This is a genomic window from Pseudomonas sp. ef1 (assembly GCF_007293365.2).
GTDB lineage: Bacteria > Pseudomonadota > Gammaproteobacteria > Pseudomonadales > Pseudomonadaceae > Aquipseudomonas > Aquipseudomonas siliginis.
In genome coordinates this window covers 18,046-43,152 of record NZ_CM129815.1, presented here as the reverse complement: position 1 = coordinate 43,152, position 25,107 = coordinate 18,046, and the positions used below count along the sequence as shown (strand labels likewise).

The window sequence follows — 25,107 nt, the reverse complement described above, 5'->3', positions numbered from 1 at the left end:
CATGCGCCGGCCGCTGTTGTGGCTGCTGATGGGTGTGATGCCTGCGCTGGCGACAGCGCAGGACGAGCCGTTGCGCGTGGCCTATCAGGGCGAGTTGTTGTCGTTGAATCAGACGCAACTGATCAAGCGCGAACCGTTGCCAGCGTCGCTGGATGCGCCGCTGGGCAGTCTGTGGAAGTTGTTCGTCTACGCCTGGCTGGTGGATACCGGTGCGCGGGAGCCGGCTTATGAATGTCGCGGGCAGTCCAAAGAAGAAGTTTATTGCTGCTCGGCGGGCGGCAAGATCGAGCGGGATCAGGCACTGGTGAAGTCCTGCGGTCTGTACTTCGAACCGGCGCGGTTGGGCATTGCAGCGACGGACTGGCGAGCGTATTGGCAGGCGCGGCAGGCACCGTCGTGGTTGCTGGATTTGCCAGCCGTGCAACCGGCAACAAGGGTTTCGGTTGCCGAGTTATTGAGCGTTCTGGCATTGCTGCCAGCGCAGGATCAGACGCGCCGCGTGCTGCTCGATGTCGTGCTGAACGCGGCGGATGGCAATGTCGTCGGCGAGTTGGGCGGGCGCCTGCGGGTGAAAACCTGGAGCTGGCTCGGCGACCAGGATGCACTATCGCGGCAAGGTGGATTCGCCGGTTGGACCGCCGACGGCGCACCGATCTGGGCGGGTGGACGCGGTACCAGTCAAATGGTTCTGCGCCATTACGCTCAGGCGCTGGCCAGCGTGTTGCCGACGGCGTGGCCAGCGGACGCGGGGCGTTGTGTGGAAGTCGGGCTGTTCTCGAAATACCCGGTTTCGAAAGTTCTGGCCGGCGATCGTGTTGCCACGTCCGGGCCATTGCGCGGCGACTACCGCGTCGAATTCGCCAACGGCAACGCGCTGGACATCCACAGCGACGGCGAATTGTTTCTGCTCAACGACAAACTCGTCGCAAGGCTTGATCGCGAAGAATATGTCGCCCGTGTCCTTGAGCGCGAAGCCAAATCGCAACCCGCCGAAGCCGCCAAGGCGCTGGCCGTAGCGATCCGCACCTATCTGCTGCAAAACTCCACGCGCAACGGCGATTGTCTGAGCATCGACGACAGCAGCAATCGCCAACGCGTCGCCCCGCGTCCAGCCTCGGCCGAGTCACGCAACATGGCGGCGTGGACGGCGGATCTGGTACTGGCCGGCAGCACCGTCACCTATCACTCCGACCAGCCCGGTCCAGACAAACTCGCCTGGCAGCAAGCCGTCGAGCAAGCGAACGCCGGCCAGCGCTACGACGCGATTCTGCTGCACGCCTATCCACGCGCCAGCCTCAGCCGCTGGGACAACCCGGTCGCCTCCTGCGAAGCATTACCCGCCGCGCAAGACTGGCTGCAAAAGCAGCGACGCGGCTGGCGTCCGAGGCTCGAAAGCGAAACCGGCTACAACGAAGTCAGCACTTTCGCCGTGTGCAAACTCGCCTTCGGCCGGCCCTTCGTCGACCGCGAGCGTCAGCGCATTTATGTGCGCGGCGTGCTGAGCCTGCAGGATCGCCTCGATCTGACCCACGAATATCTGCACCTGGCCTTCGAAGCACACCCCAACGGCCAGGATGAAACCTACATCGAAGGGCTCGCCCGTCACCTTTTGCTGGAATAGACCATGACACTCCGTTATCCACAGGTCTTGCTGCTGCTCTGTGCCCTCAACGTGCTGCCGCAAGCGTTCGCCGCCGATGGCGTCAAACTCGACACCCCGGTGGGCGGCTGGCGCAGCGGCGCACCGCAAGGCGAGGGCGAGAGCTTTCGCCAGACCGTCAACTACCCGGCCTCGTCGGTCAACACACCGCTTGGCCAGGCCAATACCGCCAGAATCAGCGGCCAGATCAAAGCCGTGCCGAAGAACAACGAACCCGGGCGCCTGATCGTCAACGGCGTCAGCATGCCACTGAAAATCGACCCCGCCGGCGGCTTCGATCGCCCGTTCTCCTTCCCCAACGGCAGCAACAGCGTCGAAGTGCGCAGCGCCGACGGCCAGCAACGCCACCGCACGCAATTCCTCAACGCCCGCGGCGGCTCCACCCCGGCCAAACTGCGCGTCCTGCTGGCCTGGGACAGCGACGGCACCGACCTCGACCTGCACCTGATCACCCCCGACGGCGCCCACATCTGGTACGGCAACCGCAGCGCCGACAACGGCGCCGCCCTCGACGTCGACGTCACCACCGGCTACGGCCCGGAAATCGCCGCCATGCCCGCGCCGATCAAGGGGCAGTATCTGGTGTATGTGAATTATTACGGCGGCGGGTATCGCGGGGATGACGAAGGTGGGGATGAAGCGGTGCAGGCGCTGACGACCGCGCAGGTGACGGTGATTACTGAAGAAGGCACGCCGAGCGAAAAGATGGAGACGTTTGTAGTGCCGATGCGGACGGCGGGGGAGTTGACGTTGGTGAAGTCGTTCAGTTATCCGTGACGGAAATTGGGCAGCAGGTTGCTGCCCAATTTTATCGAGCGTCTTTCAGGCCGCTAATCCAGGCCGGAAAGGACTGGATGTCAGGCGTTTGAGCGCAATATCAAGGGCCTGATCATCGAACAGTTTACTCTTGCGAGCCGCAGCACCGGCGCCACCGTCCCAATGCTTCAATGCTTCGCGTAGCGCTGGAACAGTCGCAGATACCCCTTCCTGGCTCAACAACCAATCGACCGTGGCCAATAACTCCATACCGAATGGCGACTCAAAACCGTCAATCAGTTGCGCCGTACGTTCCAACGCTTGCGAATATGCCTTGGCCTCAGTCTTGAGATACGTTTGTAAAAACGCTTTGCGATCTTGATCAAACCAGATCACATCATTAATGCCTGCATCGCTGATGCGCTTGTCACAGTGCAGATAGCTACCATCGAGGTTATCAAGCAGGTGTTCAAGCCGGTTGGCGTATGGGCCATATTTATGTGCGACGAACTTCAGGTTCAGAGGGTTCTCGGTATCTGGCAGCTGCTCGATAGCGCGCTCAAGAAACCAGGCGAGCTTCTGAATCTCCAGCAGACTGCACTCCATGCCTAAAACCCAGTAGCGACGAATCAGTTCGGCGATAAGCGCTCGGGCTGGCGTGAGCTTTTCTACGCCCGCGCGTTTGGCGACATTCAGGTACTGATTGGACGGCTCGAACACTAAGACATCAGCATCGAGATCTCCCAACACTTCGACAATCTGTTCACGGACTTCAGGCCACTTCAAACCGCCGTTACCAGCACCTAACGGTGGAACCGCAACGGATTTCACATCGTTTTCAAGCAGGAACCGCCGCAGGTCATGCAAACCCTCGGTGATCCATGCCATCTGCGACGGCGACCGCCAGTGGCGCTTGGTGGGGAAATTCACGATCCAGCGAGGGCCGTCGAGTTCGTTGGTGGCAGTCACATGCATTTTGCCGGTTTCTACTTCCCCGGCCTTACACGCCGCTGCATACACGCGGTAATTCTGCGCAAAGCGCTCTTTGAACATCAATGCGATGCCCTTGCCCATCACGCCTACGGTATTCACCGTGTTGACGAGGGCTTCTGTTTTGGCTTCCAGCAGGTTGCCTTGGGTGAATCTGATCATTGGAAATACCATTTGGGACGCGCATGGACAGGCAACGTCAGGCTCTGGGTGCGACGTCTGCTTCTGAGGGTGTACGCGTTGTACTTTTTACAAATGATCAGCACTTGCACCTCGGCGGCGTGCGTCCGGCAAATGGGATGTTTCGAAATCAGGTCCGGGATGGCAAGCGATCTTGCGCAACCTCGTAGGCTGCCTCCCGCTCACGTTTGCCTATGGCGACCACGAACACCAGGATTTCGTGATCAAGTACCTGATAGATCAAGCGATAACCGGCGCTTTTCAATTTCACTTTATAGCAGTCTGGTAGCTCGCGAAGCCGATTGGCTTCGATTCGAGGATTCTCCAAGACCTCAGCCAGTTTTTTGAACTGTTGGCGAACCGTATCGCCCAGCTTGTTCCACTCTTTTAACGCACGTCGATCAAACTCAAGCTCATAAGTCATCCAGACTCACCTTGACCCGCTGAGGGGATGCGAGACGTTCGGTGACTACGGCAATCAGCGCTTCATCCTCTTCACTGAGCAGCGCCGCTTTGAAGGGTAACTTGCCTCGCTCTGCTACATATTGGAGGGTTTGGCGCAGAAGCTCCGACGGCGTGACGCCGAGCTTTTCGAGTTCTGCGAATGAGCGCTGTTTCAGATCATCATCGATGCGGATGTTGATGGAAGCCATGATGGGATACCTGTAATGACGGTTGTCGTTACGGTAACAAGGGGATCGCGTTCTCGACAAGTGAGAATTCAAGTTCCGGACGGTAGGCGTAGCCTTTTTGCAGGCATTAAAAAGCCGGCTTGTGGCCGGTATTCTTATTAAATATGCTTTTGATTTTAAAGTAATTTATTTCTGCTTGCTGTTGGGACCCACACTTTGACCCACACTGATGCGGGTCGCTGCCCTAGTGGGCTCAGATGTTCCTATGGCTTATCATTTTACACTTCGCTTCGACTGCCCTGATTGCCTCTTGGATCTCGCGCATTGGCTTCTCGGCATTCCTGTTAGCTTCAGACTCCTTCTCAGAGAAAAACTCGGGTGCCTGTTCGTTAAATCCGGGTCTTCGCTCAGGTGTATTATGGTTTTTATGATATGTTATAACGTAGCGTTAATTGTGTTCCAAAAAATCTTTCCCTTGGAATGGGTTATCTTGGAATTAGTTTTTTAACTAATTTTGATGCGATAGCCCGATGTATGGTGAGGCGAGTTATTTTCTTGAACAAATTCCTGCTCGCAAAATAGCGGTAGCTCCTTGATTGTAATGATTTGGCCATTTTTTAGTTCAGGCTCTCCGGTGCTAAGAAGGATTGATTCTCTGAACTTGAAGTGACTTCTCTCCCTTTTGACGTGCCCCAGCTTGATAAGTAGATCAATTGCTGAATATAGTCGCTCAGAATTAGCGCGACCTCTTAGTACGCTTGGCCCAGACTGTTTAACTTGGGATAGTGTGAAAATAGTTTCCACGCCGATTATCAGATCACCTGGTTGCACTGGTCTAGCTTTGATTCGGTTAGGGTCCGATTTTCGATTGCTTTCAGTTTCGGGGTCTGGTGAGTGAAGGTCGCGCTTGTAAGCGGTTTTAAGCAAGAAGTGCGCAAGGAGGTTTGTGTCTGTGACGATTTGCGGTTCGTTGGCTAGGTGCTCAATAAAGTGCTTTGAACAGTTTTGGGTAAAATACCAGCAAAACTTTAATGTGAAGATATCTATTTCTATATCGCTATTGTTTTTTCGTTCGAAAGTATGCAGTGTGGCTGCTAGTCGGCTAGTGTTTTCTAGTAGCTTTGAGGCGTGATCTTTGAGGTAATAATATAATCCGTTTTCCTGCATCTGCTTTTCAAGGTATTGGTTGCACATAAACCAGAAGTCTTTTGCCTGTTCTGAGAATTGCAGTACTTGTCTTTCTGATGATGATTCTGAAGTCAAAAGTTCTTGGATGCGGGTATTGAAGGCTTTCTTACGAGATAGCTTGGATAGTTTTTGGTTTGTTCGGTGTCCAGCCATTGTGCGAGGCTTTACGACTAAGAATCGAGCTAAAAATCCAGTTCCTCTAGCCTCTTCGCCGCGCTTGCTCATGAATCGATTAATTACATTCGGCTGAGCCATTAATGAAAGAGTAAGGCGAGCATTCTGTAGGACAAAACTATCCCTTGATATTCGGTCAACCTTCACGCTGCCGCCGTCCCACAGCGTGTTGAGTTTGTCCAGTTCTCCTAAGGCTTTCCCGCTAAAAATACTGCTTGCTTCGCTCGTTAATAAACAGCCATGTGGAATATTCTCGTAGAGCATCTGTACGAGAGCCTGTGGGGTTGTGTCTTCGTACAAAAACTTTCCAGATCGAACTGGTTGTGGTTCAGCTCTTAGGTGCTCAGCTACTGCCTCTAAAGCTGCATGTGTAGCAGCCTCATCCCCTTGGGTCGCGCATTTGTTAAATGCACGCTCTAGGTGCTTTTTTTGTGTGATCCACAGCTGATGATCAACTTTTTGCTGAAGTAAGGCGGCTTCATTTGTGCGATGTGCGACATCATTTAGATTGGTGATGGCCTCAAAAAAATAGTTCTGTGTAACTGTTTTTCGCTCCCCAGACTCCGCAATGGTTAGGAGCATCAATGAGGTTGGCACTCTATGTCCGGTTGGCATTTCTACGTCAACGAGGCCTTGGCAGGCCGTGGCAATGGCACCTAGGGCGCACATCATCGCCATTTCACGAGAGACTTGATGCTCTCGCGCTGATTCCCCCACTGCGGCCTCAAAGAGGCTGTGCTCGCTAAAGTGGGGCCAACCTTGTTCGTCCATTGATGGGTTAGGGCTAGTCCAGGGTTGATTTTTTTCAATTTCCTCAATCATCTTAAAACCTGCTATTTCTGCTATTAATCGCAAAAATAGCAGGTTTTTCTAATTACAAGCTGTGGATATTTTCAGAGCCACGAGTCTGTGAGCGGCATGCACCTGGTTCAGGAGAGGCGTATTGCGGTCTTTTTTTACCGTCTCAGCACATCTTCTGAGCCATACAGAGGAGCCTGCTCATGCGAATCATCCGTCTGAAAGAAGTCATCGACTCGACCGGCCTGTCTCGGTCGACCCTGTACAAGTACATCGGCGAAGGCACCTTCCCGAAACCGGTATCGCTGGGCGACCGCTGCGTCGGCTGGGTCGATAGCGAGGTGCACGATTGGATCCTGGCTCGGATCGAGGAGCGTGACCAAGCCGAGGGTACTGCAGTACGTCCCACCGGCCACCTGAGCATGGCTAGCTAGAACTGACCACCTGTGCCATGACCAGTCGGAGCTGGTCATGGCGCTTATGCCGGCTGCCTGATTCTGGCTGCTCGGCGATCTTCAGAAAGCCGGAGCAATGTTGCTCCCCATCGATCCGGCAGACTCTGGCTAGGCATCGGTCTCCATGGGCTTTTGGTCTGGTTTATGTCCGGAATACGTCTTCAGCAAAAAATGCCGTTGCGGCTTGGTGCGCAGTGTGGATTTTTCCGAGCCAGCCGGAGCTGTCAGTTGCGGTGTGGGTAGTATGCTTTTACTAGCTATTCCTACCCGAAGGGTTCTTGCCTCATTAACCGTGCAGTAGCAAGCTTCACCGACCAGATCCCATGTACCTGGAGGGGCTTAATCATCTGGCACTGAAGCACTATCTGAAGGGGCAATTATCCGGGGGATCTACCAACCACCAAGCAACACGATCAGTTCACCACGGGAGACCAGCTACCCATTCGTCGCGGATGAGCTTCGTCACCGAGCATCCAGTCGAGGGTGATCAGGCAGGGAAATGTATCCAGTAAATTAAAACTCCGCAGGCATGGCTTATGAAACTCAACCATGAGAGGTCATAACCATGTTCAACGATACCGACACCATCCAACGCTACCCGCTTCGTCATCCAGCCAATACCAATCTGCATCTTCACTACGACGACACCTTTGAGGGCTTCCGCTTGATGCGTGACAAGGGGCCTTTCATTCGTGAGCACCTGTCCGATCTCAAGCGCACCATAGACCTGGCATTAGCTGAGTATCCGAGGGTCTTAGCCTTCAGAGTTGACCTCCACTTGCCTCAAGGCGTCCTGCTACCTGACTACGCCTATACGAACCAGGTCATCAGCCGATTCTTCGAATCGTTTACGAAGAAGATCCAGTACCACCAGGAGCGGGTGGCTGAGCGTGGCTACTCGCGTGGTTGCAAAGTACGGTACGTCTGGTCGAGAGAAATAGGTCAGGCAGGCCGGCAGCATTATCACCTGCTGATCCTGTTGAACCGTGATGCCTATTACACCCTAGGGCTGCTGGGCTCAGAGAGGGTCAACATGATCAGCCGCATAGAAGAGTCATGGGCCAGTGCACTGCGGTTGTCGAAGCATGAGGTCGACGGGCTGGTACATATCCCCGACAATCCAACGTATCGGATAGATCGGCATCCCCGTATGCGGAAGGTTGCATGGTCAGAACACAAGGTTCTTGTTGATGAGCTACCGGATCTGTTCCACCGGGCCAGCTACCTGTGTAAGAAAGCGACCAAGTCCTACGGGGATCGTCAGCGAGGTTTCGGCACCAGCAGGGGGTAATGAACTCCGGTGCTGCTAGGTGGGTTTGAGGCTGCAATGCGGAGTTTCTTCTCGGCCATTTGGAAGTCACCGATATAGGCTGTCATCAGCGACTTCCAAAGCCTGCCGTGGTTGGGCACGAAGAAATGCAGCAACTCGTGCACAATCACGTAATCCCATACGTCCTCATCCAGAGATAGCAGCTCGCTGTTGAAGGTCATGCGACCTGAGCTTGAGCACGATGCCCATTTGTTGCGCATGGGGCGCAGTGTGACCGAGTGCGAGCCCACATTGAGTCTCTCAGCCCAGTGGGTTGCCCGTCCTCGAAACTTTAGTCGTTGCGTATCTGCGTCAGCCATACCTAGATCCGGTAGGCCTTAGCCAATAGGCTGAAAAGTTCGTCCACGATGGCAACGGTCTTGTCCACATCGCTGACTGCCGGGAATATCGCTCCTGTTACTCTGTTGCGCAGGTCTCGTAGTGACTTTTCGCTCTCGCGCCAAGTTGGTAAGGCAATGAATGCTTCGCGGATTTTTCGGGTGATGTCTTCGGCATCAGCCAGTCCGGCATCTAGCAGTGTGCGATAGATAAAGAACGTGAGGCCATCAAACCCCTTTTCAGCCTGTACCTTCTTGCGAGATTCATTTTCCTCCAGCAGTTTGATGAGCTCTGCAAGGGCGTCCTGTGTGGTTGTCTGACGGTCCTCGAACTTCTCTTGCACGGCTTCAGCTCGGTCTGCCAGCCCCACCAGGAATGGATCGTCGGACTCATCCTCGGCTGCCTTTTCGATGCTCTTGACGAGGTTGATCACCTTAGTTTCATCGCCAGAGTGCTTGGCCTTGATCTGATCGATAGCGTGCTCATCCAGTTGTACCATTTCCCCTACGGGTGCTAGCGCCGTGGTGTCGATGTGCTGCTGAACTAGCGCATTGGTCTTGCGCTGGAATTCACGGTCGACATAAACCCGCTTGGCATAGGCGCGACTGACCACGGCATACATGGCTGAGAGACTGCTGTAGTCAGCAATGAAGGGGCGCAAGAAAGCATCTGGGCTGATGATCTCATAAAGCATTTCTAGCTCTTTGTACTCACGAAAGAAGGCTTTGCGCCGGTCCTTGTCGCGGAAGTGCTCAATCAGCCCATCGACATCCTTGTCGTTAAAATTGTGCTGCACCAGCGGTAAATAGGCTGCGGATGCACTACTCATCTTGCTCTGGAAGAGGGACTTCAGCAGGGCGATATCTTTCACGACCGCCGATACTTCGTCGCTATCGAATGCCAGCGCTTTCTCCAGCTTGTCGAAGATGCCCACAAAATCCAGAACGAAGCCGTGCGGCTTTACCATCTCCTCTGCTTCGTTTTCATAGGGGCGATTCACTCGCGCGATAGCCTGCAGCAAGGTGTGATCGCGCAGCGGCTTGTCGAGATACATCGCGTAAAGCAGTGGCGCGTCATAGCCGGTCAGTAGCTTTTCGGTAACGATCAATATCTTGGGTAGCGTGCCGAACTTGGCGAATTGCCGGCGCACTGCTTTTTCTTCCTCACTGGCGAGGTGGAATTGCTTGAGCCGTTCGCTGTCGTTGTTGCTGCCTGTGTAAACCACCTGCGACCAATCCGGCGGCAGCACCTTGTCTAATGCAGCCTTGTAGAGCGCGCAGGCCTCGCGATCGACTGCCACAAGAAAAGCCTTGTAGCCCAGCGGCTCAACGTTTTCGCGGTAATGCTCGGCCACATAGGCTGCGACCTTTTCAATGCGTGACTGCCCCTTGAGGAAGTTGCGCAGGTTGACCGCACGCTCAAGGATACGGTTCAGTTCATCGATGTCGGCAATGCCTTCGGCTTCCGCCAGCGCGAGGAACTCTTTCTCCATTACCTCTTTGGGCACCAGCAGTTCGTTGGGCGCCAGGGCATAAAAGAGCGGCAGGGTGGTGCGGTCCTCAATGCTTTCGCGGATTGAATACTTGTGTAGATAGCCCTGTTCGTCATCGATGCCGAAGGTCTTGAACGTGCCTTTGCCGTGTGCTGTGGCATCAATGGGTGTGCCGGTGAAGCCGATAAACGTAGCGTTTGGGATACCTGCCATCAGGTAGTTGCCGAGATCGCCCTGTGTAGTGCGGTGGGCCTCGTCGATCAGTACGTAGATATTGGTCCGAGCATTCAGGTCGGCCGGCATGTCACGGAATTTCTGGATCGTCGAGACGATGATGCCGCGATAGTCATCTTTGAGTAGCGCATTGAGTGTGTCGATGCTGGTGGCAGGCTGCACGTTGTGCAGACCCAGCGCCTCCAGATTGCGCACCATCTGATCTTCCAGTTCGTTGCGGTCGATGAGCAGCAGGATGGTTGGCTTTTCTGACTGCGCTGCTTTAAATAACATCTCGGCAGCTTTGATCATCGTGAAGGTTTTGCCGCTGCCTTGGGTATGCCATACCAGTCCCCGGCGCTTGACCGGATGGTGGGCGCGCTCCACCACTTTTTCTACGGCACCGGTCTGGTGCTGGCGCAGAATGAATTTCTGCAGTTCTGATTCCTTCTCGGCGAACAGGATGTAGTGCTGCAGAAAACCCAGCAGGTTCTGTCGGTCGCAAAACGACTTGATCTTGGCTTCGAGCTGCCCCAGTTCTTCGTGCTTCCAATTGAACAGATTGCGACGCACGACGTTCCAGGTCACGCCATAGACAAAGCCGATGGCTTCGGTGGCTGTGAACAATTGCGGGGGCACCATCATTTCCGGCGTCTCGCCGTGATAGCGGCGGATCTGATCAACTCCCAGTGCGATGGCCTCATCCTTAGTGGCGTTCTTGCACTCGATAATCAGAACTGGGATGCCGTTAATCAGGAACACCACGTCGGCACGGTTGCCATAGCGGCCGTTGTGCAAGTAGTACTCCTCAGTCACCTCGAAGCGATTGCTGGCCCAGTAACCAAATTCGATCAGCTTCAGGTCGAGCTCACGAGCCTCAGTCGGCTCGAAGAAGGTAGTTTGCCCTCGCAGTGCACGCAGAAAGTCGCGATTGCCTCGGATATTGGTCGGCAGGGCTGCAAGCTTGCGGGCCAACTCCTCCGCCGAGTCGGCAAAGCCTGTGTTCAGCTCCTTGACCTGCTTGAATAGCGTCTCAACGAAGAAGGGAGAGGCCCCTCTGGCTTGGTCCGCAGGCTTAGTCTGCGACTTGTCGAACCCGCGTCGCATTTCCGCTTCAGTGCGGGGCACAAAGGTCCACCCCATTGCCTGTGCATACTCAAGGATACGTGCCTGTACGGTCTTATGCTCAGTTGGGATGGCCATGCGGGCTCCGGGTTCGGATAAGTTCTGTTCAGCTTGCCACGCTATCAGTAGAGCTTGGCGAGATCAAAAATAAATTGATTATTTGAACCTTTGGTGCATAGTTCAGAGATATTTAATACCGTGGTGGGCGAAATGCTGGTCGAGTTCCGCGTCAAGAATTTCCGCAGCCTGCGCGACGAGCAGGTGCTTAGCCTCGTGGCGTCCACAGACAAGACGCTGCTGGATACTCATGCTCTCAGTACTGGGCTGAGGGCAGCTCCGCACTTGCTCAAGAGTGCAGTGGTGTATGGAGCCAATGCCAGCGGAAAGTCCAACCTCATCAAGGCTCTGCAGTACATGCGTGGTGTGGTGCTGGAGTCTGCAGCAGTCATCCAGCCAGGCCAGACCTACTCAGTTCAACCCTTCCGGCTGGACGTGGGCTCTGCCAGCCAACCTACTGAATTTGAGGTTACTTTCATCCTCAACGGCGTGCGTTATCAGTATGGCTTTGCCATGACCTCGCAGCGCATCGTCAGCGAGCAGCTACTGGTGTACAAAGCGTTCAAGCCACAGCGTTGGTTCGAGCGCCGATTTGATGCGGAAAGCGGCAAGGACGTATACGAATTCGGTCCCAGTCTTAAAGGGGCCAAGAGCTTGTGGGAAGGAGCCACCCGATCGAATGCTTTGTTCCTCTCCATGGCTGTTCAGCTCAATAGTGATGCGTTGCGTCCGGTGTTCGATTGGTTTGCTAATCGGCTCGTGATTTTCAATGAACAGTCCCCCCTGTCACCGCAATTTTCGGTGCAGATGCTCAAGCATGAAGCCAAACGGAAGGCTATCTGCGATTTTCTGCGTGCGGCTGACATCAGCATTGCCGAGATCGACGTGGCAACCAAGCAAGCCCTGGTTCACAACTTCCACTTCGATTTGGCCACTGGCAAGCGGGAGGAGGAGGCCAGTGAGCAAGCGATCGACGAAGTGAGGTTCCATCACGTTACCGAACAAGGCGAAGCGGTTTTCGATTTGATGGATGAATCCAGCGGTACACGCAATCTGTTGTTCCTGACTGGTCCCATCCTAGACATCCTCAACAAAGGGCTGACGTTGGTTGTTGATGAGTTGGACACCAGTCTGCATACACTGCTGGTGCAGGCATTGGTGCGCTTGTTCCACCAGGTCGAAGTCAATACAGGTGGCGCTCAGCTGATTTTCACCACGCACGACACCTCGCTGCTCGATGCCTACGGCCTCTTCCGGCGTGACCAGATCTGGTTTGTCGAGAAAGGGCCAGACCAAAGCTCATCGTTGTACCCATTGCTCGATTTCAGTCCGCGAAAAAATGAGGCGTTTGAGCGGGGGTATCTGCAAGGACGATACGGCGCGTTGCCTTTCTTACGGAATCAGTCGCTGGGGGTGAAGCACTGATGGGGCGCGATAACCAGCCTAAGGCCAGGCAACTCGCGCGCAAGGTACACAAAGAGTCTCGGCGTGCCTCTTATGCCCGGATTTTGATTGTGACCGAAGGCAGCAAGACCGAGCCGCTCTATTTGGAAGAGATCCGTGCCGTTTACCAGCTGCATTCAGCGAACGTGGAGGTTCAGCCTGGCCTGCTGGGTACCGCTCCCATTCAGGTGGTCCGTTATGCTCAGCAACTGTTTGAAGGCGGTGATTTGCACAAAGGCATCCGCCCTAGGAGCTTCGACCAGGTTTATGCCGTCTTCGACCGTGATGATCACCCAAGCTATTTTGATGCGTTGGCGCTTGCTGCATCGCTTGGTGGAAAGTTACGCAATGATTGCAATGAGCGCGTTCGATTCACAGCCATTGCGTCCATTCCCAGCTTCGAACTGTGGCTGCTGCTGCACTACGAGGATATTCATCACCCCATCCACCGCGATGAGGTGATGGCCCGTTTGAAGCAGCACATTCCCGGCTACGAGAAAGGCGCGGGTGGTGCATTTGCCACAAGCCGAGAGCGGCTGGAGGTGGCAACGCAGCGGGCGCAGGCATTGGCCGCGCAGTTCAATGCCTACACTGAGCCTGAGCCCTTCACCGCTCTGCACGAACTAGTCGCGCTGCTGACCACGCTGCGCGACTGAGGCCGATCAATCCAAGGGAGGCACGCCGAGTGTGTCCAGATCTAGATCGTTTACGCGAAGCTGGGCAGTCATCAGTTGGTGCAGTAGGGTTTTGAACAAATCCTCAAAGTGGCTGCGCTTGCGCTCGGCCAGGGCGAGCTTGTCATCCAAGGCCGAGAGGCTGGACACGATTTCGTCCTGCTCATCCGTGTCTTTGGGGTACGCGATCTGCACCGTTTTCAGAATGTCGGCGCTGAGGTTCTTCTGGTTGGCGCCGTGCCCAAGGTTGCGAATGTAGTCGTACTTGAACGAGAACAACTGATACAAGAAGCCTGTACGGACTTCTTCCTTTGGAAAGAAGGCCGCGCAGGCCTGGTTAGTCGCTGCATCGACACCCAGGATGCCCACCTTGCCCCGCGTGATGCCTTGGCCGTACATCGCCATCAGCAGGGTTCCCGCCGGGAAAATCTTGGCAGACGATCCATCCAGCCCTTCCTGTGTAATCTTTTCTTCAGTGTCATTGATGACGCAGTAATCTACCTCGCCGGTTTTTACCCAAGGTATCGTGCCGCCAATCCAGAACGACTCATTGCTACGTGATGGCGTGCCGCCCGACTTCAGCGTGGCAATTTCCCCAATGCGCTTCACCTCCCAACTCTTCGGTACCAGCCCGATTTCCGTGGGTTTCTGCGTCTCGCCGCGCAAGCCCTCGGTGAAGAGTTTGTGCATCAGGCTGCGCTTGAGTTCGCGGGTGGTGGCGATGATCGCCTGCTGCTGCTCGATGGCTCGCTGTACCGTGGCCAGCACGCGGGCGATTTTGCGTTGTTCATCGGGCGTTGGCATCGGGATAGGTGTTGATAGCAGAACCTCTTTGCCGAGACGCTGACGCCCGGTAGACCCCTCCATCTTTCCTGCCAGCGACGCTCGTAAGCCTGGATGCAGCAGAACCGAATACAGGTACTCGATCACCCCTTGGTCGGGAATGGCCTGTAAAGGAATGACCTCGGTTGTTCCGTAGGCGAACTTGGCCCCATCCAGTGCTGCAAAGGCCTGCTTGCCGTTTTCGAATGACGGTGTGATTTTCGCCAGCAACAGATCACCGTCTTCGCAATAGGTGCCTGACGAAATCTCGCTCCCTGGGCGCACCTCTGGTGGGTAGACGTCCCAGCCTGCAATCGGAACTGCATCCATCGGTATGAATGGAACCGACTCATAGTTGGCAGGGCTGAGTCCGCGTGGCTTTTCGGTCGTTTTGAAAGCCGTACGGATGGGGGTCAGCTTCCAACCGTCGGGCAACTGAGCATTGGCAAACATGCTCATACCCCCAACTTTGCCAACACTGCCATCAGTGCTTTCTCATTGATCACTGCTTCCTTCTCAAGCTCCCGCAAATCCTCAACGATTTCCGACAACGGCCGGTAGTCCTCGTCATCGGCTACATGGATGTAGCGCGAGGGCGAGATGTTGTAGTCGTTGCGGACGATCTCTGTCTTTTCGACGATTTTTGAGAAGCGTTCCTCTTCGCGCCAGGCGGCAAAGGTGTCGCCGATGCGGGCAATTTCCTCGTCGGGGATGTAGTTCTTTGGGTCACCCTTCTTGAACGAGCGGCTGGCGTTGAGCAGGAACAGCTTGTTCTTCTGCGCCTGCGGCTTGTTTTTGTGCAGGAAGACCACCACGCCCGGTGCGCTGGTGTTGTAGAACAGATTTTCCGGCAAGTAGAGCACGCCCTCGACCAGGTCGTGATCCACAAACCATTTACGCACCTCTTTTTCTTTGTTCCGGTTGGCATTGCCGCTGCCGCGCGAAACGGCGCCGGTATCCAGCACCACGGCAGCTCGTCCGGTGTCGTTCAACGAGTGCAGGATGTGCAGCATCCAGGCCCAGTCGGCGCTGGAGGATGGTACGGTGAGGATGCGCGGATTGCCGCGCTCGTCCTTGTGCCCGGGGTCGGAAAAACGCTCATAGGGGTCGTTGGCGAAGAAGTTCTCGCCCAGGTAGGGCAGGCTGTTGCTGTCCTGGTTCCACATGGGGTTGGCAATCACGCGGTCAAAACGTTTGAGCTGGCTGTGTTCGATGAATTTGGGCGACTTCATGGTGTCGCCAATCTCAATCTTGCCCTCCATGTCATGAATGATCATGTTCATGTTGGCCATGGCCCAGGTGGCGGGGGTGAACTCCTGGCCGTGTAGCTTGAGCGGGGCGTATTGCGTCTGCCCCGCCGCCTGCATGCGGCGGTCTAGTTCGATCTCACACTTCACCAGCAGGCCGCCGGAGCCGCAGGTGGGGTCGTACATCTCCATGCCCGGCGTGGGGGCCAAGATGCGAGCCATCACCAGCCCCACTTCGGCCGGGGTGTAGAACTCGCCCGCGCTTTGTCCCGATCCTTCGGCAAACTTGCGGATAAGATATTCGTAGCTACGGCCGATGATGTCGGGCTCGACATCATTCAGTCCCAGGCGCTTCTTGCTGATGCCTTCAATCAGGTTGGAGAGGCGGTCGTCATCGAGGTCACGCTGGCCGTGGGTGGTGGCATTGAAGTCGATGCGGTTGATGATGCCATCGAGCAGTGGGTTGAAGCGGGCAATGTCGGCAAGATAGCTAGTCAGCTGCTCGCCGATCTTGCTGGAGAGCTCGCGTATCACGCTCCACACTGGCTTGCTCAGATCTTTAGGCCGGAAGGGCAGGTAGAAGCGCACTTGCCGATCTTTCTGGTCTTTGTTGGCGTCTTTTTCGACAAACGCGAATGCGATTTCACGCGAGCCATAGCTCGCTGCCAACCGATCGATTTCATCGTCAAATACGTCGCACAGCCGCTTGGCAAATACCAAGGGCAGGATGAAGTCCTTGTACTTGGGGGCGTCCTGTGCACCACGGATCGAACAGGCAGCGTCCCAGATCCAGCTTTCTAGGCTTTTAGCGTCACTGGTACTTTGAGTAATGGTCATGGTGTTCCTATACAAGTCACGCACAACTGGCAGTAACAGAGGCCTCTGAGGAGAACGCTTGCTGCCAGGCAATAAAAGGCGATTGGAAGGTCCAAGTCTTCAGTCGGAGGCGTCTATGCGGCAGCTCCAACCGTCATTTGCGCGATAGTATCACCAGCCCGAATGACATGGCTGGCGCCAGCGTTGGAGCGGTAGAAACGAAGGCAAGAATTTAGTGCCATTCGTGAGCAAAAAAAGAGGGAGGCGCTGCTCCCTCTGTTGAATAGCTCAAAAGCAAGAATGGCCTGACTGGGCTGTGAGCGAATTTCGGCTGATATAACTGCCGCAATCACTGCGGCGATTGAATGCGAGGCATTGCTGGTTTGAATGCTGTCTTCAGTCGACAGAGAAGCCAGCACGCTAGCACCATCGCGATCAGTAAAGGCGGGAAACGCACCATAAGAACCACTAGCAGCAATATCGTCAGACAGCCGACAAGGATGCCGGCAAATATGAACACCGCTGCAACGGTGCGCATTAGCTGTTTCATACCGCCTCCTTACAGGTAGCCCTGTTCCGCCAAAGACACACAGCCTTCATTGCCCACCACGATATGGTCGAGTGTGCGCACGCCGACCAGATTGAGCGCGTCCTGCAGTTTCGTGGTGAGTGTGCGATCCGCCTGGCTGGGCTCGGGATCACCTGAGGGGTGGTTGTGCACCAGGATCAGGGCGGCGGCGTTGTGCTCCAAAGCGATCTTTACGACTTCCCGTGGGTAGACGCTGGCGCTGTCTAGGGTCCCTCGAAACACCTCCTCAAATGTGATTACCCGGTGCCTGCTATCGAGCATGAGCAGTGCGAACACCTCGTGCTCATAGCCAGCCAGCAGCGTCTGCAGGTGACTGAATACCTCCTTAGGCGACGTCAGGGCACGTCCCTTGCGCAGGCGCAGACTGGCCAGTTGCTTGGCCATCAGCAGGATGTCGTTTTCCGTCACCGGCGACTCGACCAGGTAGGTGCCGGTCGTGTCACTGGCTTTCAGCTTGTGTAGGCGCATGGCGGCCTCCTTGGGCTTGGTCTGTGGATGGGTTTTGACGAGCAGCCTGTGCATCGAGCTTTTCAGCCAGGCTGGGTTTGGTGGGGTGGAGTGAAACGGTGGGCGCTGCAGCAGGTGCTTCACCCTCGGGGTAGAACTCTTCCACGATGGCGCTAGCATCCTCCTCGCTGTCTTCGAAGGCTCCGTTGCCAAAGCCACGTCGTGCTGCCTCATCCAAAGCGGCTTGATCGAAGCCAGCAGCCTGACGCCGTGAGTCGAGTTCGCTGGCTGTCACCAGTGCTTCAGCCATGTCCATGCCGCTGCGTACCGTCAGATCGGCGTAGAAAATCGGCGTGCCATGACTCTGGCGAGTCGACTTACCTCGCAGGCGCAACTCCAGCGGCAGACAGGCCAGGCGGTTTCCAGAGATGGCCTGGAAGTAATGCAGACGAGCGGCCAGGGTGCGGATGCTGTTGAAGCCGGTGGTGCGGAACACGAAGCTGCCCAGCGGATCCTCATCACCAATGACCACATTCAGTCGGCCGTAGGGCTTACAGGCACCGCCTTTGGCCAGTGGGCAGGCATCCGGTGAAGGGCAGGGCAGCGACTGCATGCCGTCCTGGGTAACCCGCTTACAAGTCTCGCCATTGCCCACGCAGACGGGGCGTCCGGATTGCCGGTCGAACAGCGTGTAGTCGGCTCGGAAATTCAGCTCCGGTTCGTTGAACAGCAGGCGTACCGGAATGCTGCGCAGCTTGTCGTCCTTGCCCTGACGCAGCTCGTCATTGAGTGGGTGAAGTAGCCAGCCGTCCTTGCCTTGCACCTGGGAAGTGATGGTGAATTGGTCATCCTTCTCGGGCAGGCGCTTGCCGTTCTTCTCGATGACCTTACCGATGGAAATCCGCCCGAGTATCGGTGGAGTGATAGCCAGACCTTTGAGCATGGTAATTCTCCTGGAAATGAAAAAAGGCCAGCCACGCAGCGCGAACTGCATGGACTGGCCAAGGGGAGGGAAGGGATGAATGAGGTTGGTTTCAGCCGACCAGGAAGCGCCGTGCACCCGGCTTCAGCAGTGGGTACTTGGCCTGCAGGTGCGGCTTGTCCTTGAGCAGTTGAGCGACATCGAGGCCGATGCTGTCCTTGGCTTTGCGCCAACTGACGTAGCCATTGGAAAACTCCGCCCGACTGGCGTCGCCCATGGCCTGCTGCAGCATCTGCTTGAGCTCGGCCTCACGCTTTTCCTTGTCGGCAATCGACTGGCGAACGGTCTTCAGTTCAAGGAAGGCTGCGGCCAGTCCGGCATGGCTGCTGAAGTCGACGGTCAGGCCGTTGTCCTCCGGATAGAGGCAGCGCAGGGCCAACTCTGCTGAAGCCGTGCCATCAGCCGGTGGTGGCGTATCCGTTTCCACGTAGTGCCAGAACTTGCGCTCCAGCTCGATCAGGCGAGCAATCATCTGCTCGTCACGCTCGATACGGTGGATCTCCAGCGTCTGGCCACCGAGTAGCACGGCTACATCTGCAGCCTGCTTGCCGGTGACTGCGAGCTGGTGCATCACTTGAAGCTGGACATACTCGGGCACGCCCTCTTTCCAGAGGCGTGCCCCGTTTATGCCGGCTGTCTTGCATTCCAGGATCTGCACATCGTCGGCCCCGATCACCTCGCGGTCGATGTTGGCCAGCATCCAGGGCAACTCCGGATCAGGATGCTGCAGCACGGCGTTGATGCGGCGTACCTTAGTCTTCGTGCGCTTGCTGTAGTGCCAGGCCACGATAGGCTCCAACACGTTGCCCCAGTACATCGGGCTTTCCTCATCCTGAGGATCAGCTTTGGGCATGCCAGCATCGCGCCCGGTCTTTTCCATCCAGAGTTCCAGCTGCGACTTATAGGGGTTCAGACCGACCGCCGCCGCAGCGTCCGAACTGCCGATGCCTTGTTTGCGGATCTGCAGCCAATCCTCTCGGGGCAGCTCCTTGGTGCTGACCAAGCGCAGAGCCGGACGGGACTTGCTGGTGCTGCGATTCAATGAAGTAGCTTTCATAGCGTTCACCTTGCAGAAATGGAAACGCCCGACCTGCAACGAAGCGGGTCGGGCGTTATGGGGGGGTAACAGGTCAGGCGACCAGTTGCAGAGCTGTATCCAGGGCGCGTTGCTTGATCTGGGCACCTTGGCCGAACCAGGCAGAGTCGAGGCGGTACTCCGTGCTGCGTGCCCGGCGCTCGTGATCGACGTACTCGGTCACTGCATTGAGCAAGCCCCAGGCTGTGCCGCGTGCCGAGTCCAGTTCGCTGCCGCGACCACGGCCTTCGTACAGCTCCTGCACTTTGCGCATAGCGCGCTCGTTCGGCAGCTGCTCCGGCAGAGCGCCGGTTGGGCTGGTCTCGCACATCACGTTCATAAAGAAGCCCAGCGCCTCATGCCACTGCACCTTGCGTTCAGCCAGGTGGCGCATGCGGTACATAAACTCATCCCATTGCGAGACGGCTATGCCGAGCTGCTTCTTCACCAGATCGCCGTCGAAGCGGGTGCTGTGCGGCACCTTGATCGCACGGCTGGTGCCGTCCAGGGCGATGGTCAGCGTGTTGTTGCAGACTACGCGGATAGTCGTGGGCGTTGCGGTGGTGGCCAGAGTGCCGTCACAGGAAGTGGCCAACAATAGGTAGCCATTCACCTGGTCGTTGCCCTTGAGCGCAGCGTTCTGCCCGGTACGTGCCAGCGCCCAGAACTTGCGGCCGCCCTTGAGCACCCCAGCGGTTTCCAGCTCGTAGCCAGACACTTCGGTCAGGTCTCGGTAGAACTCCAGAACATCCTTTGGCTGCACGGTGTGGTAGCGCTGCGAGACCACCGACAGCGGTGCCTTGGTGTCCGAACGGTAGAGCACCTTCTGTTCGGGGAAAGAATGTATCGCGCCCAGATGGCCGATGGCGTCCGACTTGAAGTGCACGGGGCTTTCCAGGATCTGCCAGTCCATACCGGCTTCGCGTTGCCAGACTTCGATGGGCTGTTTCTGCGGCAGGTTGTTGCCCAAGCCGTGCCACGGAGTAGCGCCAACGTAGGCCATTTGTTCGATTTGATGAGCCATGACGAGTTTCCTTTAGGTGCAGGCCGGCAAAAAGCGCTGCGCATGGCGCAGCACCGGCAATCAGTGATGGAGAAGGAAGAGGAGAGCGGTGGCCGGATCAGGTCGGCAGGTTGAAGCGATGACCGCAGATCAGGCAGAGGTTGTGGGCCAGGACGTGACGGTCGAGTGACTCGCCGAGCTGAGCGCCGAGCGCACAACCACCGACGCCTCCGACCAGGCCACCGAGAATGGCGCCGGATGCCGAGCCGAGTGTGATACCTACAGGGCCGGCAATTACGCCGAGTGCTGCGCCGGCCTTGCCGCCTGCCAGAGCAGCACTGATGCCGCGTGCGAGGCCGCCGACAGCGCCGATGGCCGCGCCGGTTTTCATGGCGTGATGGAACGAAGCGACTTTGGGGGAGTGACAGCGAGGGCACTGCAATGACATGGGGGGAACCTCTTTGGTGCGGATGTCATTGCAGTAATGTGTGGTTGAGATTTTTTTGAATCGAATGGCTGCTTTTCAGCAGCGCTAACTGAGTGCGAACTGGCTGGAGTCGGCCAAAAGCAGTCTTTGATTGGTGACCAAGCGGCCCTCGTGCGGGGGCAGTTATTAGGCCCAAAGGTCTCTAGGAAAGCCGGGGCTATTGATAGGGCCGGTTCACCTCTAGCATTGTGGTCAGGTGGTACTGATGAAGTCAGGTGGTGAGTCCACTCATGATCAACAGCGATGCACTCGGCCCTGCGAAAATTACATCGAGATTAGTGCCGGCTCAGTTAGCCGCGTGCTCAGAAAGCCCAGCTGGATCAATTACTCGAATATGCCGAAAACCGATCTTAATCAGTCCCGCCTTTTCCAGTTGTTTTAGCAGCCCGTTGATAGTCTGGCGGGAAGAACCAAGTATGGAGGCTAAATCCGCCTGAGAAACATTCAAAATAACTTCCTCAGAGCCTGTTGCCTGTGGTTGCAGCAACAACAGTTCTGCTAAACCTGTACGCAGCCGTTGCAGCGGCACGATCATCTGGCCATCGGCAAAGTGCCGCATAAAAGCGGCATAGCGCTTGGCAATAAAAAGTGTAATTGCCTTGCAATAGAGAGGTTCCTCTTCAAGGATTCGCTCGAATTGCTGCAGAGGCAGCATTAGTAATTGCACATTGGTATCGGCGATCACAGCCACATCGGCCTTTTCGCCTGTAATCAGGGCGAGGAAGTTGAACCAAAATCCTCTCTCGCCAATCATATAAAGCTTCTCCTCACCCTCGAATAGCAGCCGCGAAACCCGCACGCGCCCCTCAAGCACTACTGAGGCTGCAGTCGGTCGGCTGCCTTGGGCAGTGATCACCTGCCCTTTGCGATAGTGGCGCAATACGGAAGACTGGATGATTTTGTCTTGCACTTCCCCCGGCAAGCTTGCGAACCAGTCATCTGCCTCGCGCAGGCGGTAGATTGTCTGATGGGCTGCGTCATCTATGTTTTGCATTTGGAAACCTTGGAAACATCGATGTTGGGTCTTAACCACATTCGACAGTTTCCCAAGATATGGGATGCAGGGGAAGCCGAATTAACGGCTCGCAGCTAACAGCGGCACCACCCTATCCCGGTGCAGCAGCAGCAGGGCTAAAGACAGCAAGTAGTGCAGCCATTGGATGCCAGATAGCGGTCCGAGCATCTCTTCACCGGTTGCACCGGCCGCTAGACTAACGATGAACACTAGCGCCGCCCCGAGTGGCATTACCCGCCGCGTCACTAAGGCTGTGGCACAGATTAACAAGACAGAGCCAAGAGGCACCAGCATGCGCCAGGTGTCAAATCCCGACACGCTAATCACCACCCCGAAGCTCCCAACCAAGAGCGCGAAGCGCCCTGCGGCCGTGATGCGCTGAGCAACAGAGTCATCTGGCCAGCGCAGTGCAATGACCAGCAGCGGGAAACCTGCGCTGGCGGCAACCAGGCCGGTAAAGCGATGTGGGCCGGCGAACAACTCACCATACTGGTAATGCAGTGTACCAATCGCTGCCGCCAGGCCGATCAGGCCGCAACCAATGGCTAGAGCAGGGCGCTGGCGCAGCTGGACAAAGGCAATGGAAAAGGCAACCACAGCCAAGATCAAGTCGGAAATGGCATCGGCATTCATTGGGAAGTCCACAAAGCAGCAGGTTTGAAGGAAGTGCGGCTGAGCCATGCAGCGCTGCCTAGCATTACAACCAATAACATCAGCTTGAGTGCGATGGGCATACTAAAACCGAACCAGTCAGGTAGAGCAGCAAAGGCAATGCCCAGTCCTATGACACGGCACTGCTCAAAACGCCGTGCATTGGCACGTCCTTCCAATAGTGACGTGAGAGAGATTGCCGAAATGGCAAAGCCAGCGGCGTAGAGTGCCAGTAAGGTCTTCGGCAAGGTGTTGACTAGCGTCAGAAAATGCATGAGGAACAACATTGCAAGCACCTGATGCACTACCGCATAGCGTTTGACCGCATCGGGTGTACACGGATCGTAATACTTAAACTGCGACGGCTCGTAAGGCTCGCTCGCCTCATCGTGCCAGCCACCAGGTGGTGCCAGCCAGACGCCAAGTTTAGCCCGCCAGCCCGGGGTGGCTTTGGATTTCTGCCAGAGCTCAATGTAGTAATGCATGTTGCCCCAGAATGGGTTAAGGCTCTGCAACGGTGTGCGCACGCCGTAGATGACCTTCTCGTCCTTGCGCTCCTCGGCGAAGGTACCGAATAGGCGATCCCAGAGAATCAGAATGCCCCCGTAGTTTGTGTCCATGCAGTAGTCATTTTGCCCATGATGGACGCGATGGTTTGAGGGTGTGACGAAGATGCGATCAAGCCAGCCCAAACGACCAATTACCTCGGTATGCACCCAGTACTGGTAAAGCAAGTCGATCAGCAACACCCCGGCAAACACGCTGGGCGGCACACCGGCCACTGCCATCGGTAGATAGAATATCCAGCCCAGAAGTGCGCTCGTCGAGGACTGGCGTAAGGCTGTTGCCAGGTTGAAGTACTCGGAAGAGTGATGCGATACGTGCCCGGCCCACAGCAAGCCAATTTCATGGTTCATACGGTGATGCCAGTAGTAGAAAAAGTCGTAGGCCACAAGGGCTCCGACCCATACCCACAGGCTATCGCTAGGCAAGGTCGTGGCGCGGTAGGCTTCGAATACCAGAGTGTAAACGCCCAGTTTCGCCAACTTGGTGAACGCCCCAACCACCTGGCTCAATAGACCATATTGGTAGCTGCTGATGGCATCAGGTATGGAATACGCCGCTAGCCCGCGGCGGTGCGCCAGCCATGCTTCCAGCAAGGTGGTGGTTAAAAAAATCGGTATGGCAAACACGATCAGATTCATTGCGCGCGATCCTTTTCTCTCGACTCAAGAAAGTTGAGCGGCTGATGGCTTTCAGCGACTCAGCGACCAGGCAAGTTAGCACTCTTGACTGTGCCCACTTGTCGGCTCGGCGACAGGTTCTGCACGGCAATAGTGGCAACCTAGCTGACCACTCGTGCCGGGGCTCAGTGCTCAGTGCAGCCCTGGTGTAGTCCACTTCAAGGAGAATAAGCGTGAGTAAAGTAGTCGCAATTAGCGGTGGATTCGGTTGTCTAGGTATAGCGGTAGGCGAGGCGTTCGCGGCCAATGGTTGGCGGGTGGCCCTGATTGATCAGGCCAGCGTGCCGCGACCCCTGGCCGACACGGCGCGCTCTGAAAAACTGCTTATCGGCGCGGTCGATCTAACCGATCTGCACATGGCAAATTGTGCAATGCAGCAGGTGCAGCAGCATTTTCAAGGATTAGATGCGCTCATCAACGTGGCGGGTGGTTTTCGCTGGGAGACCATCGAGGGCGGCGATCTTGCGACCTGGGATTTGATGTATCAAATGAACGTGCGCACTGCCGCAACGGCTAGCATGGCCGCGCTGACACACCTGAAGAAAGCCGAAGCCGGGCGCATTATCAACATTGCAGCCGGAGCGGCCAGTAAGGCCAGCCTAGGCATGGGGGCCTATGCTGCAGCAAAGTCCGGGGTGATGCGCCTTACGGAGGCGTTGGCCGAAGAGTTGAAAGATCAGCGCATCACGGTCAATGCGATCATGCCATCGATCATCGATACCCCGCAGAACCGCCTCGATATGCCTGATGCGGATGCCACCCGCTGGGTTACGCCAGAGCAGGTCGCTAATGTGATCGTATTTTTAGCCTCTCAGGAGGCTAGTGCAATCACAGGTGCAGCTATCGCTGTAAATGGGCGGTGCTAATTTATTAGGCCGGCTGTCGACATAGCAGAGTGGCTGCCTAGAGCCGTTCTTCTCACCCAGGGTTCGCCCGATCCTAATGATCCTAATGATCCTAATGATCCTAATGATCCTAATGCGGCATGCGTGGCCTATGCGTGGGGAACTGCCTGTTGTTACCGGCTGCTTTGGGCTTGCTGTGGGTCACTTCTTGCTCGTGCAGAACTTGGCCCATTCCGCCATCAGTGCACTGCGCTTCTCCAGAAGGTCGGAGCGCGAATAGGCCGCCTCGGTCTGGTCGCGTTCATCATGGGCAAGCGCAAGCTCACAAACCTCTCTCGGGTAGTTGGTGCATTCGGGTGAAAGCGCCAGCCGATGTTTTCGTAATCAGCGACGTCTCTT

General features: G+C 56.2%; 24 protein-coding genes and 1 pseudogene. 7 read left to right on the top strand and 18 right to left on the bottom strand.

Annotated elements, in window-relative coordinates; translation table 11 throughout:
* The first annotated feature begins 1 nt into the window (after window position 1).
* On the top strand, window positions 2–1,621 hold the full coding sequence (locus tag FEE99_RS00210) for a DUF2300 domain-containing protein (protein ID WP_041477702.1): 1,620 nt from the start codon (window positions 2–4) through the stop codon (window positions 1,619–1,621).
* Between the two features lie 3 nt (window positions 1,622–1,624).
* The gene (locus FEE99_RS00205) at window positions 1,625–2,437 is read left to right on the top strand and encodes a YfaP family protein (RefSeq protein ID WP_041477703.1); all 813 of its coding nucleotides are present in this window, start codon (window positions 1,625–1,627) and stop codon (window positions 2,435–2,437) included.
* Window positions 2,438–2,482: 45 nt separating this feature from the next.
* Here the strand turns inward: FEE99_RS00205 and darG are convergent, their stop codons facing one another.
* From darG to FEE99_RS00185, 4 genes are all read right to left on the bottom strand, one after another.
* Entirely contained in the window at window positions 2,483–3,568 is a 1,086-nt protein-coding gene (gene darG / locus FEE99_RS00200; RefSeq protein ID WP_041477704.1) for a type II toxin-antitoxin system antitoxin DNA ADP-ribosyl glycohydrolase DarG, read from the bottom strand.
* Window positions 3,569–3,716: 148 nt separating this feature from the next.
* A complete protein-coding gene (locus FEE99_RS00195; protein WP_447121746.1) occupies window positions 3,717–4,010 on the bottom strand; it encodes a type II toxin-antitoxin system RelE family toxin in 294 nt (97 codons plus the stop codon).
* Entirely contained in the window at window positions 4,000–4,239 is a 240-nt protein-coding gene (locus FEE99_RS00190) for a type II toxin-antitoxin system RelB/DinJ family antitoxin (protein ID WP_039761862.1), read from the bottom strand. Before FEE99_RS00190 ends, FEE99_RS00195 begins: the two co-directional genes overlap by 11 nt.
* 483 nt (window positions 4,240–4,722) lie before the next feature.
* Window positions 4,723–6,402: a YfjI family protein gene (locus FEE99_RS00185; RefSeq protein WP_119564296.1), complete on the bottom strand. Its 1,680-nt coding sequence runs from the start codon at window positions 6,400–6,402 to the stop codon at window positions 4,723–4,725.
* Between the two features lie 179 nt (window positions 6,403–6,581).
* Here FEE99_RS00185 and FEE99_RS00180 point away from each other — a divergent pair, with 179 nt between their 5' ends.
* Together FEE99_RS00180 and FEE99_RS00175 are read left to right on the top strand one after the other, a co-directional pair.
* Window positions 6,582–6,812, top strand: a complete 231-nt coding sequence (locus FEE99_RS00180; RefSeq protein ID WP_119564297.1) for a helix-turn-helix transcriptional regulator — start codon at window positions 6,582–6,584, stop codon at window positions 6,810–6,812.
* A 586-nt stretch (window positions 6,813–7,398) separates the two neighbouring features.
* Entirely contained in the window at window positions 7,399–8,124 is a 726-nt protein-coding gene (locus tag FEE99_RS00175; protein WP_143978920.1) for an inovirus Gp2 family protein, read from the top strand.
* On the opposite strand, the gene FEE99_RS00170 is transcribed toward FEE99_RS00175, so the two are convergent.
* Entirely contained in the window at window positions 8,094–8,462 is a 369-nt protein-coding gene (locus FEE99_RS00170; RefSeq protein ID WP_143978921.1) for a M48 metallopeptidase family protein, read from the bottom strand. The two genes, FEE99_RS00175 and FEE99_RS00170, sit on opposite strands and share 31 nt — an antisense overlap.
* 2 nt (window positions 8,463–8,464) lie before the next feature.
* On the bottom strand, window positions 8,465–11,389 hold the full coding sequence (locus FEE99_RS00165; RefSeq protein ID WP_143978922.1) for a type I restriction endonuclease subunit R: 2,925 nt from the start codon (window positions 11,387–11,389) through the stop codon (window positions 8,465–8,467).
* 132 nt (window positions 11,390–11,521) lie between these two features.
* Between FEE99_RS00165 and FEE99_RS00160 the strand changes: the two genes are divergently transcribed.
* Together FEE99_RS00160 and FEE99_RS00155 are read left to right on the top strand one after the other, a co-directional pair.
* Window positions 11,522–12,793: an AAA family ATPase gene (locus FEE99_RS00160; RefSeq protein WP_143978923.1), complete on the top strand. Its 1,272-nt coding sequence runs from the start codon at window positions 11,522–11,524 to the stop codon at window positions 12,791–12,793.
* Window positions 12,793–13,467: an RloB family protein gene (locus tag FEE99_RS00155; protein WP_143978924.1), complete on the top strand. Its 675-nt coding sequence runs from the start codon at window positions 12,793–12,795 to the stop codon at window positions 13,465–13,467. The genes FEE99_RS00160 and FEE99_RS00155 overlap by 1 nt, the downstream gene beginning before the upstream one ends.
* A gap of 6 nt (window positions 13,468–13,473) precedes the next feature.
* On the opposite strand, the gene FEE99_RS00150 is transcribed toward FEE99_RS00155, so the two are convergent.
* The 11 genes from FEE99_RS00150 to FEE99_RS00100 all read right to left on the bottom strand — a co-directional run bounded on the left by FEE99_RS00150 (window position 13,474) and on the right by FEE99_RS00100 (window position 23,824).
* The gene (locus tag FEE99_RS00150; RefSeq protein ID WP_143978925.1) at window positions 13,474–14,766 is read right to left on the bottom strand and encodes a restriction endonuclease subunit S; all 1,293 of its coding nucleotides are present in this window, start codon (window positions 14,764–14,766) and stop codon (window positions 13,474–13,476) included.
* The gene (locus FEE99_RS00145; RefSeq protein WP_143978926.1) at window positions 14,763–16,391 is read right to left on the bottom strand and encodes a type I restriction-modification system subunit M; all 1,629 of its coding nucleotides are present in this window, start codon (window positions 16,389–16,391) and stop codon (window positions 14,763–14,765) included. Before FEE99_RS00145 ends, FEE99_RS00150 begins: the two co-directional genes overlap by 4 nt.
* Window positions 16,392–16,719: 328 nt before the next feature.
* Window positions 16,720–16,920 carry a hypothetical protein gene (locus FEE99_RS00140; RefSeq protein WP_143978927.1) on the bottom strand — a complete coding sequence of 67 codons (201 nt, stop codon included), beginning with the start codon at window positions 16,918–16,920 and terminating at the stop codon, window positions 16,720–16,722.
* Between the two features lie 9 nt (window positions 16,921–16,929).
* Window positions 16,930–17,427 (bottom strand): RadC family protein, encoded by a 498-nt coding sequence (gene radC, locus FEE99_RS00135; RefSeq protein ID WP_143978928.1) that lies wholly within the window; start codon window positions 17,425–17,427, stop codon window positions 16,930–16,932.
* Window positions 17,399–18,349, bottom strand: coding sequence for a recombination directionality factor (locus tag FEE99_RS00130; RefSeq protein ID WP_143978929.1), 951 nt, complete (start codon window positions 18,347–18,349; stop codon window positions 17,399–17,401). The genes radC and FEE99_RS00130 overlap by 29 nt, the downstream gene beginning before the upstream one ends.
* 91 nt (window positions 18,350–18,440) lie before the next feature.
* The gene (locus tag FEE99_RS00125) at window positions 18,441–19,445 is read right to left on the bottom strand and encodes a YqaJ viral recombinase family nuclease (RefSeq protein ID WP_092377790.1); all 1,005 of its coding nucleotides are present in this window, start codon (window positions 19,443–19,445) and stop codon (window positions 18,441–18,443) included.
* Between the two features lie 73 nt (window positions 19,446–19,518).
* Window positions 19,519–20,487, bottom strand: coding sequence for a DUF932 domain-containing protein (locus FEE99_RS00120; protein ID WP_092377787.1), 969 nt, complete (start codon window positions 20,485–20,487; stop codon window positions 19,519–19,521).
* A 97-nt stretch (window positions 20,488–20,584) separates the two neighbouring features.
* Window positions 20,585–20,914, bottom strand: a complete 330-nt coding sequence (locus tag FEE99_RS00115) for a hypothetical protein (protein WP_042855647.1) — start codon at window positions 20,912–20,914, stop codon at window positions 20,585–20,587.
* Between the two features lie 325 nt (window positions 20,915–21,239).
* The gene (locus FEE99_RS00110) at window positions 21,240–21,947 is read right to left on the bottom strand and encodes a Crp/Fnr family transcriptional regulator (RefSeq protein ID WP_043241606.1); all 708 of its coding nucleotides are present in this window, start codon (window positions 21,945–21,947) and stop codon (window positions 21,240–21,242) included.
* Between the two features lie 81 nt (window positions 21,948–22,028).
* Window positions 22,029–22,601 (bottom strand): hypothetical protein, encoded by a 573-nt coding sequence (locus FEE99_RS00105; RefSeq protein WP_021219115.1) that lies wholly within the window; start codon window positions 22,599–22,601, stop codon window positions 22,029–22,031.
* Complete coding sequence (locus tag FEE99_RS00100) at window positions 22,598–23,824, bottom strand: sterol desaturase family protein (protein WP_043241603.1); 1,227 nt, start codon at window positions 23,822–23,824, stop codon at window positions 22,598–22,600. The genes FEE99_RS00105 and FEE99_RS00100 overlap by 4 nt, the downstream gene beginning before the upstream one ends.
* 212 nt (window positions 23,825–24,036) lie before the next feature.
* Between FEE99_RS00100 and FEE99_RS00095 the strand changes: the two genes are divergently transcribed.
* The gene (locus tag FEE99_RS00095; protein WP_021219117.1) at window positions 24,037–24,729 is read left to right on the top strand and encodes an SDR family NAD(P)-dependent oxidoreductase; all 693 of its coding nucleotides are present in this window, start codon (window positions 24,037–24,039) and stop codon (window positions 24,727–24,729) included.
* A gap of 180 nt (window positions 24,730–24,909) precedes the next feature.
* On the opposite strand, the pseudogene FEE99_RS00090 reads toward FEE99_RS00095, so the two are convergent.
* Window positions 24,910–25,062: pseudogene (locus FEE99_RS00090) on the bottom strand (integrase); the annotation flags it as partial.
* Between the last annotated feature and the right edge of the window lie 45 nt (window positions 25,063–25,107).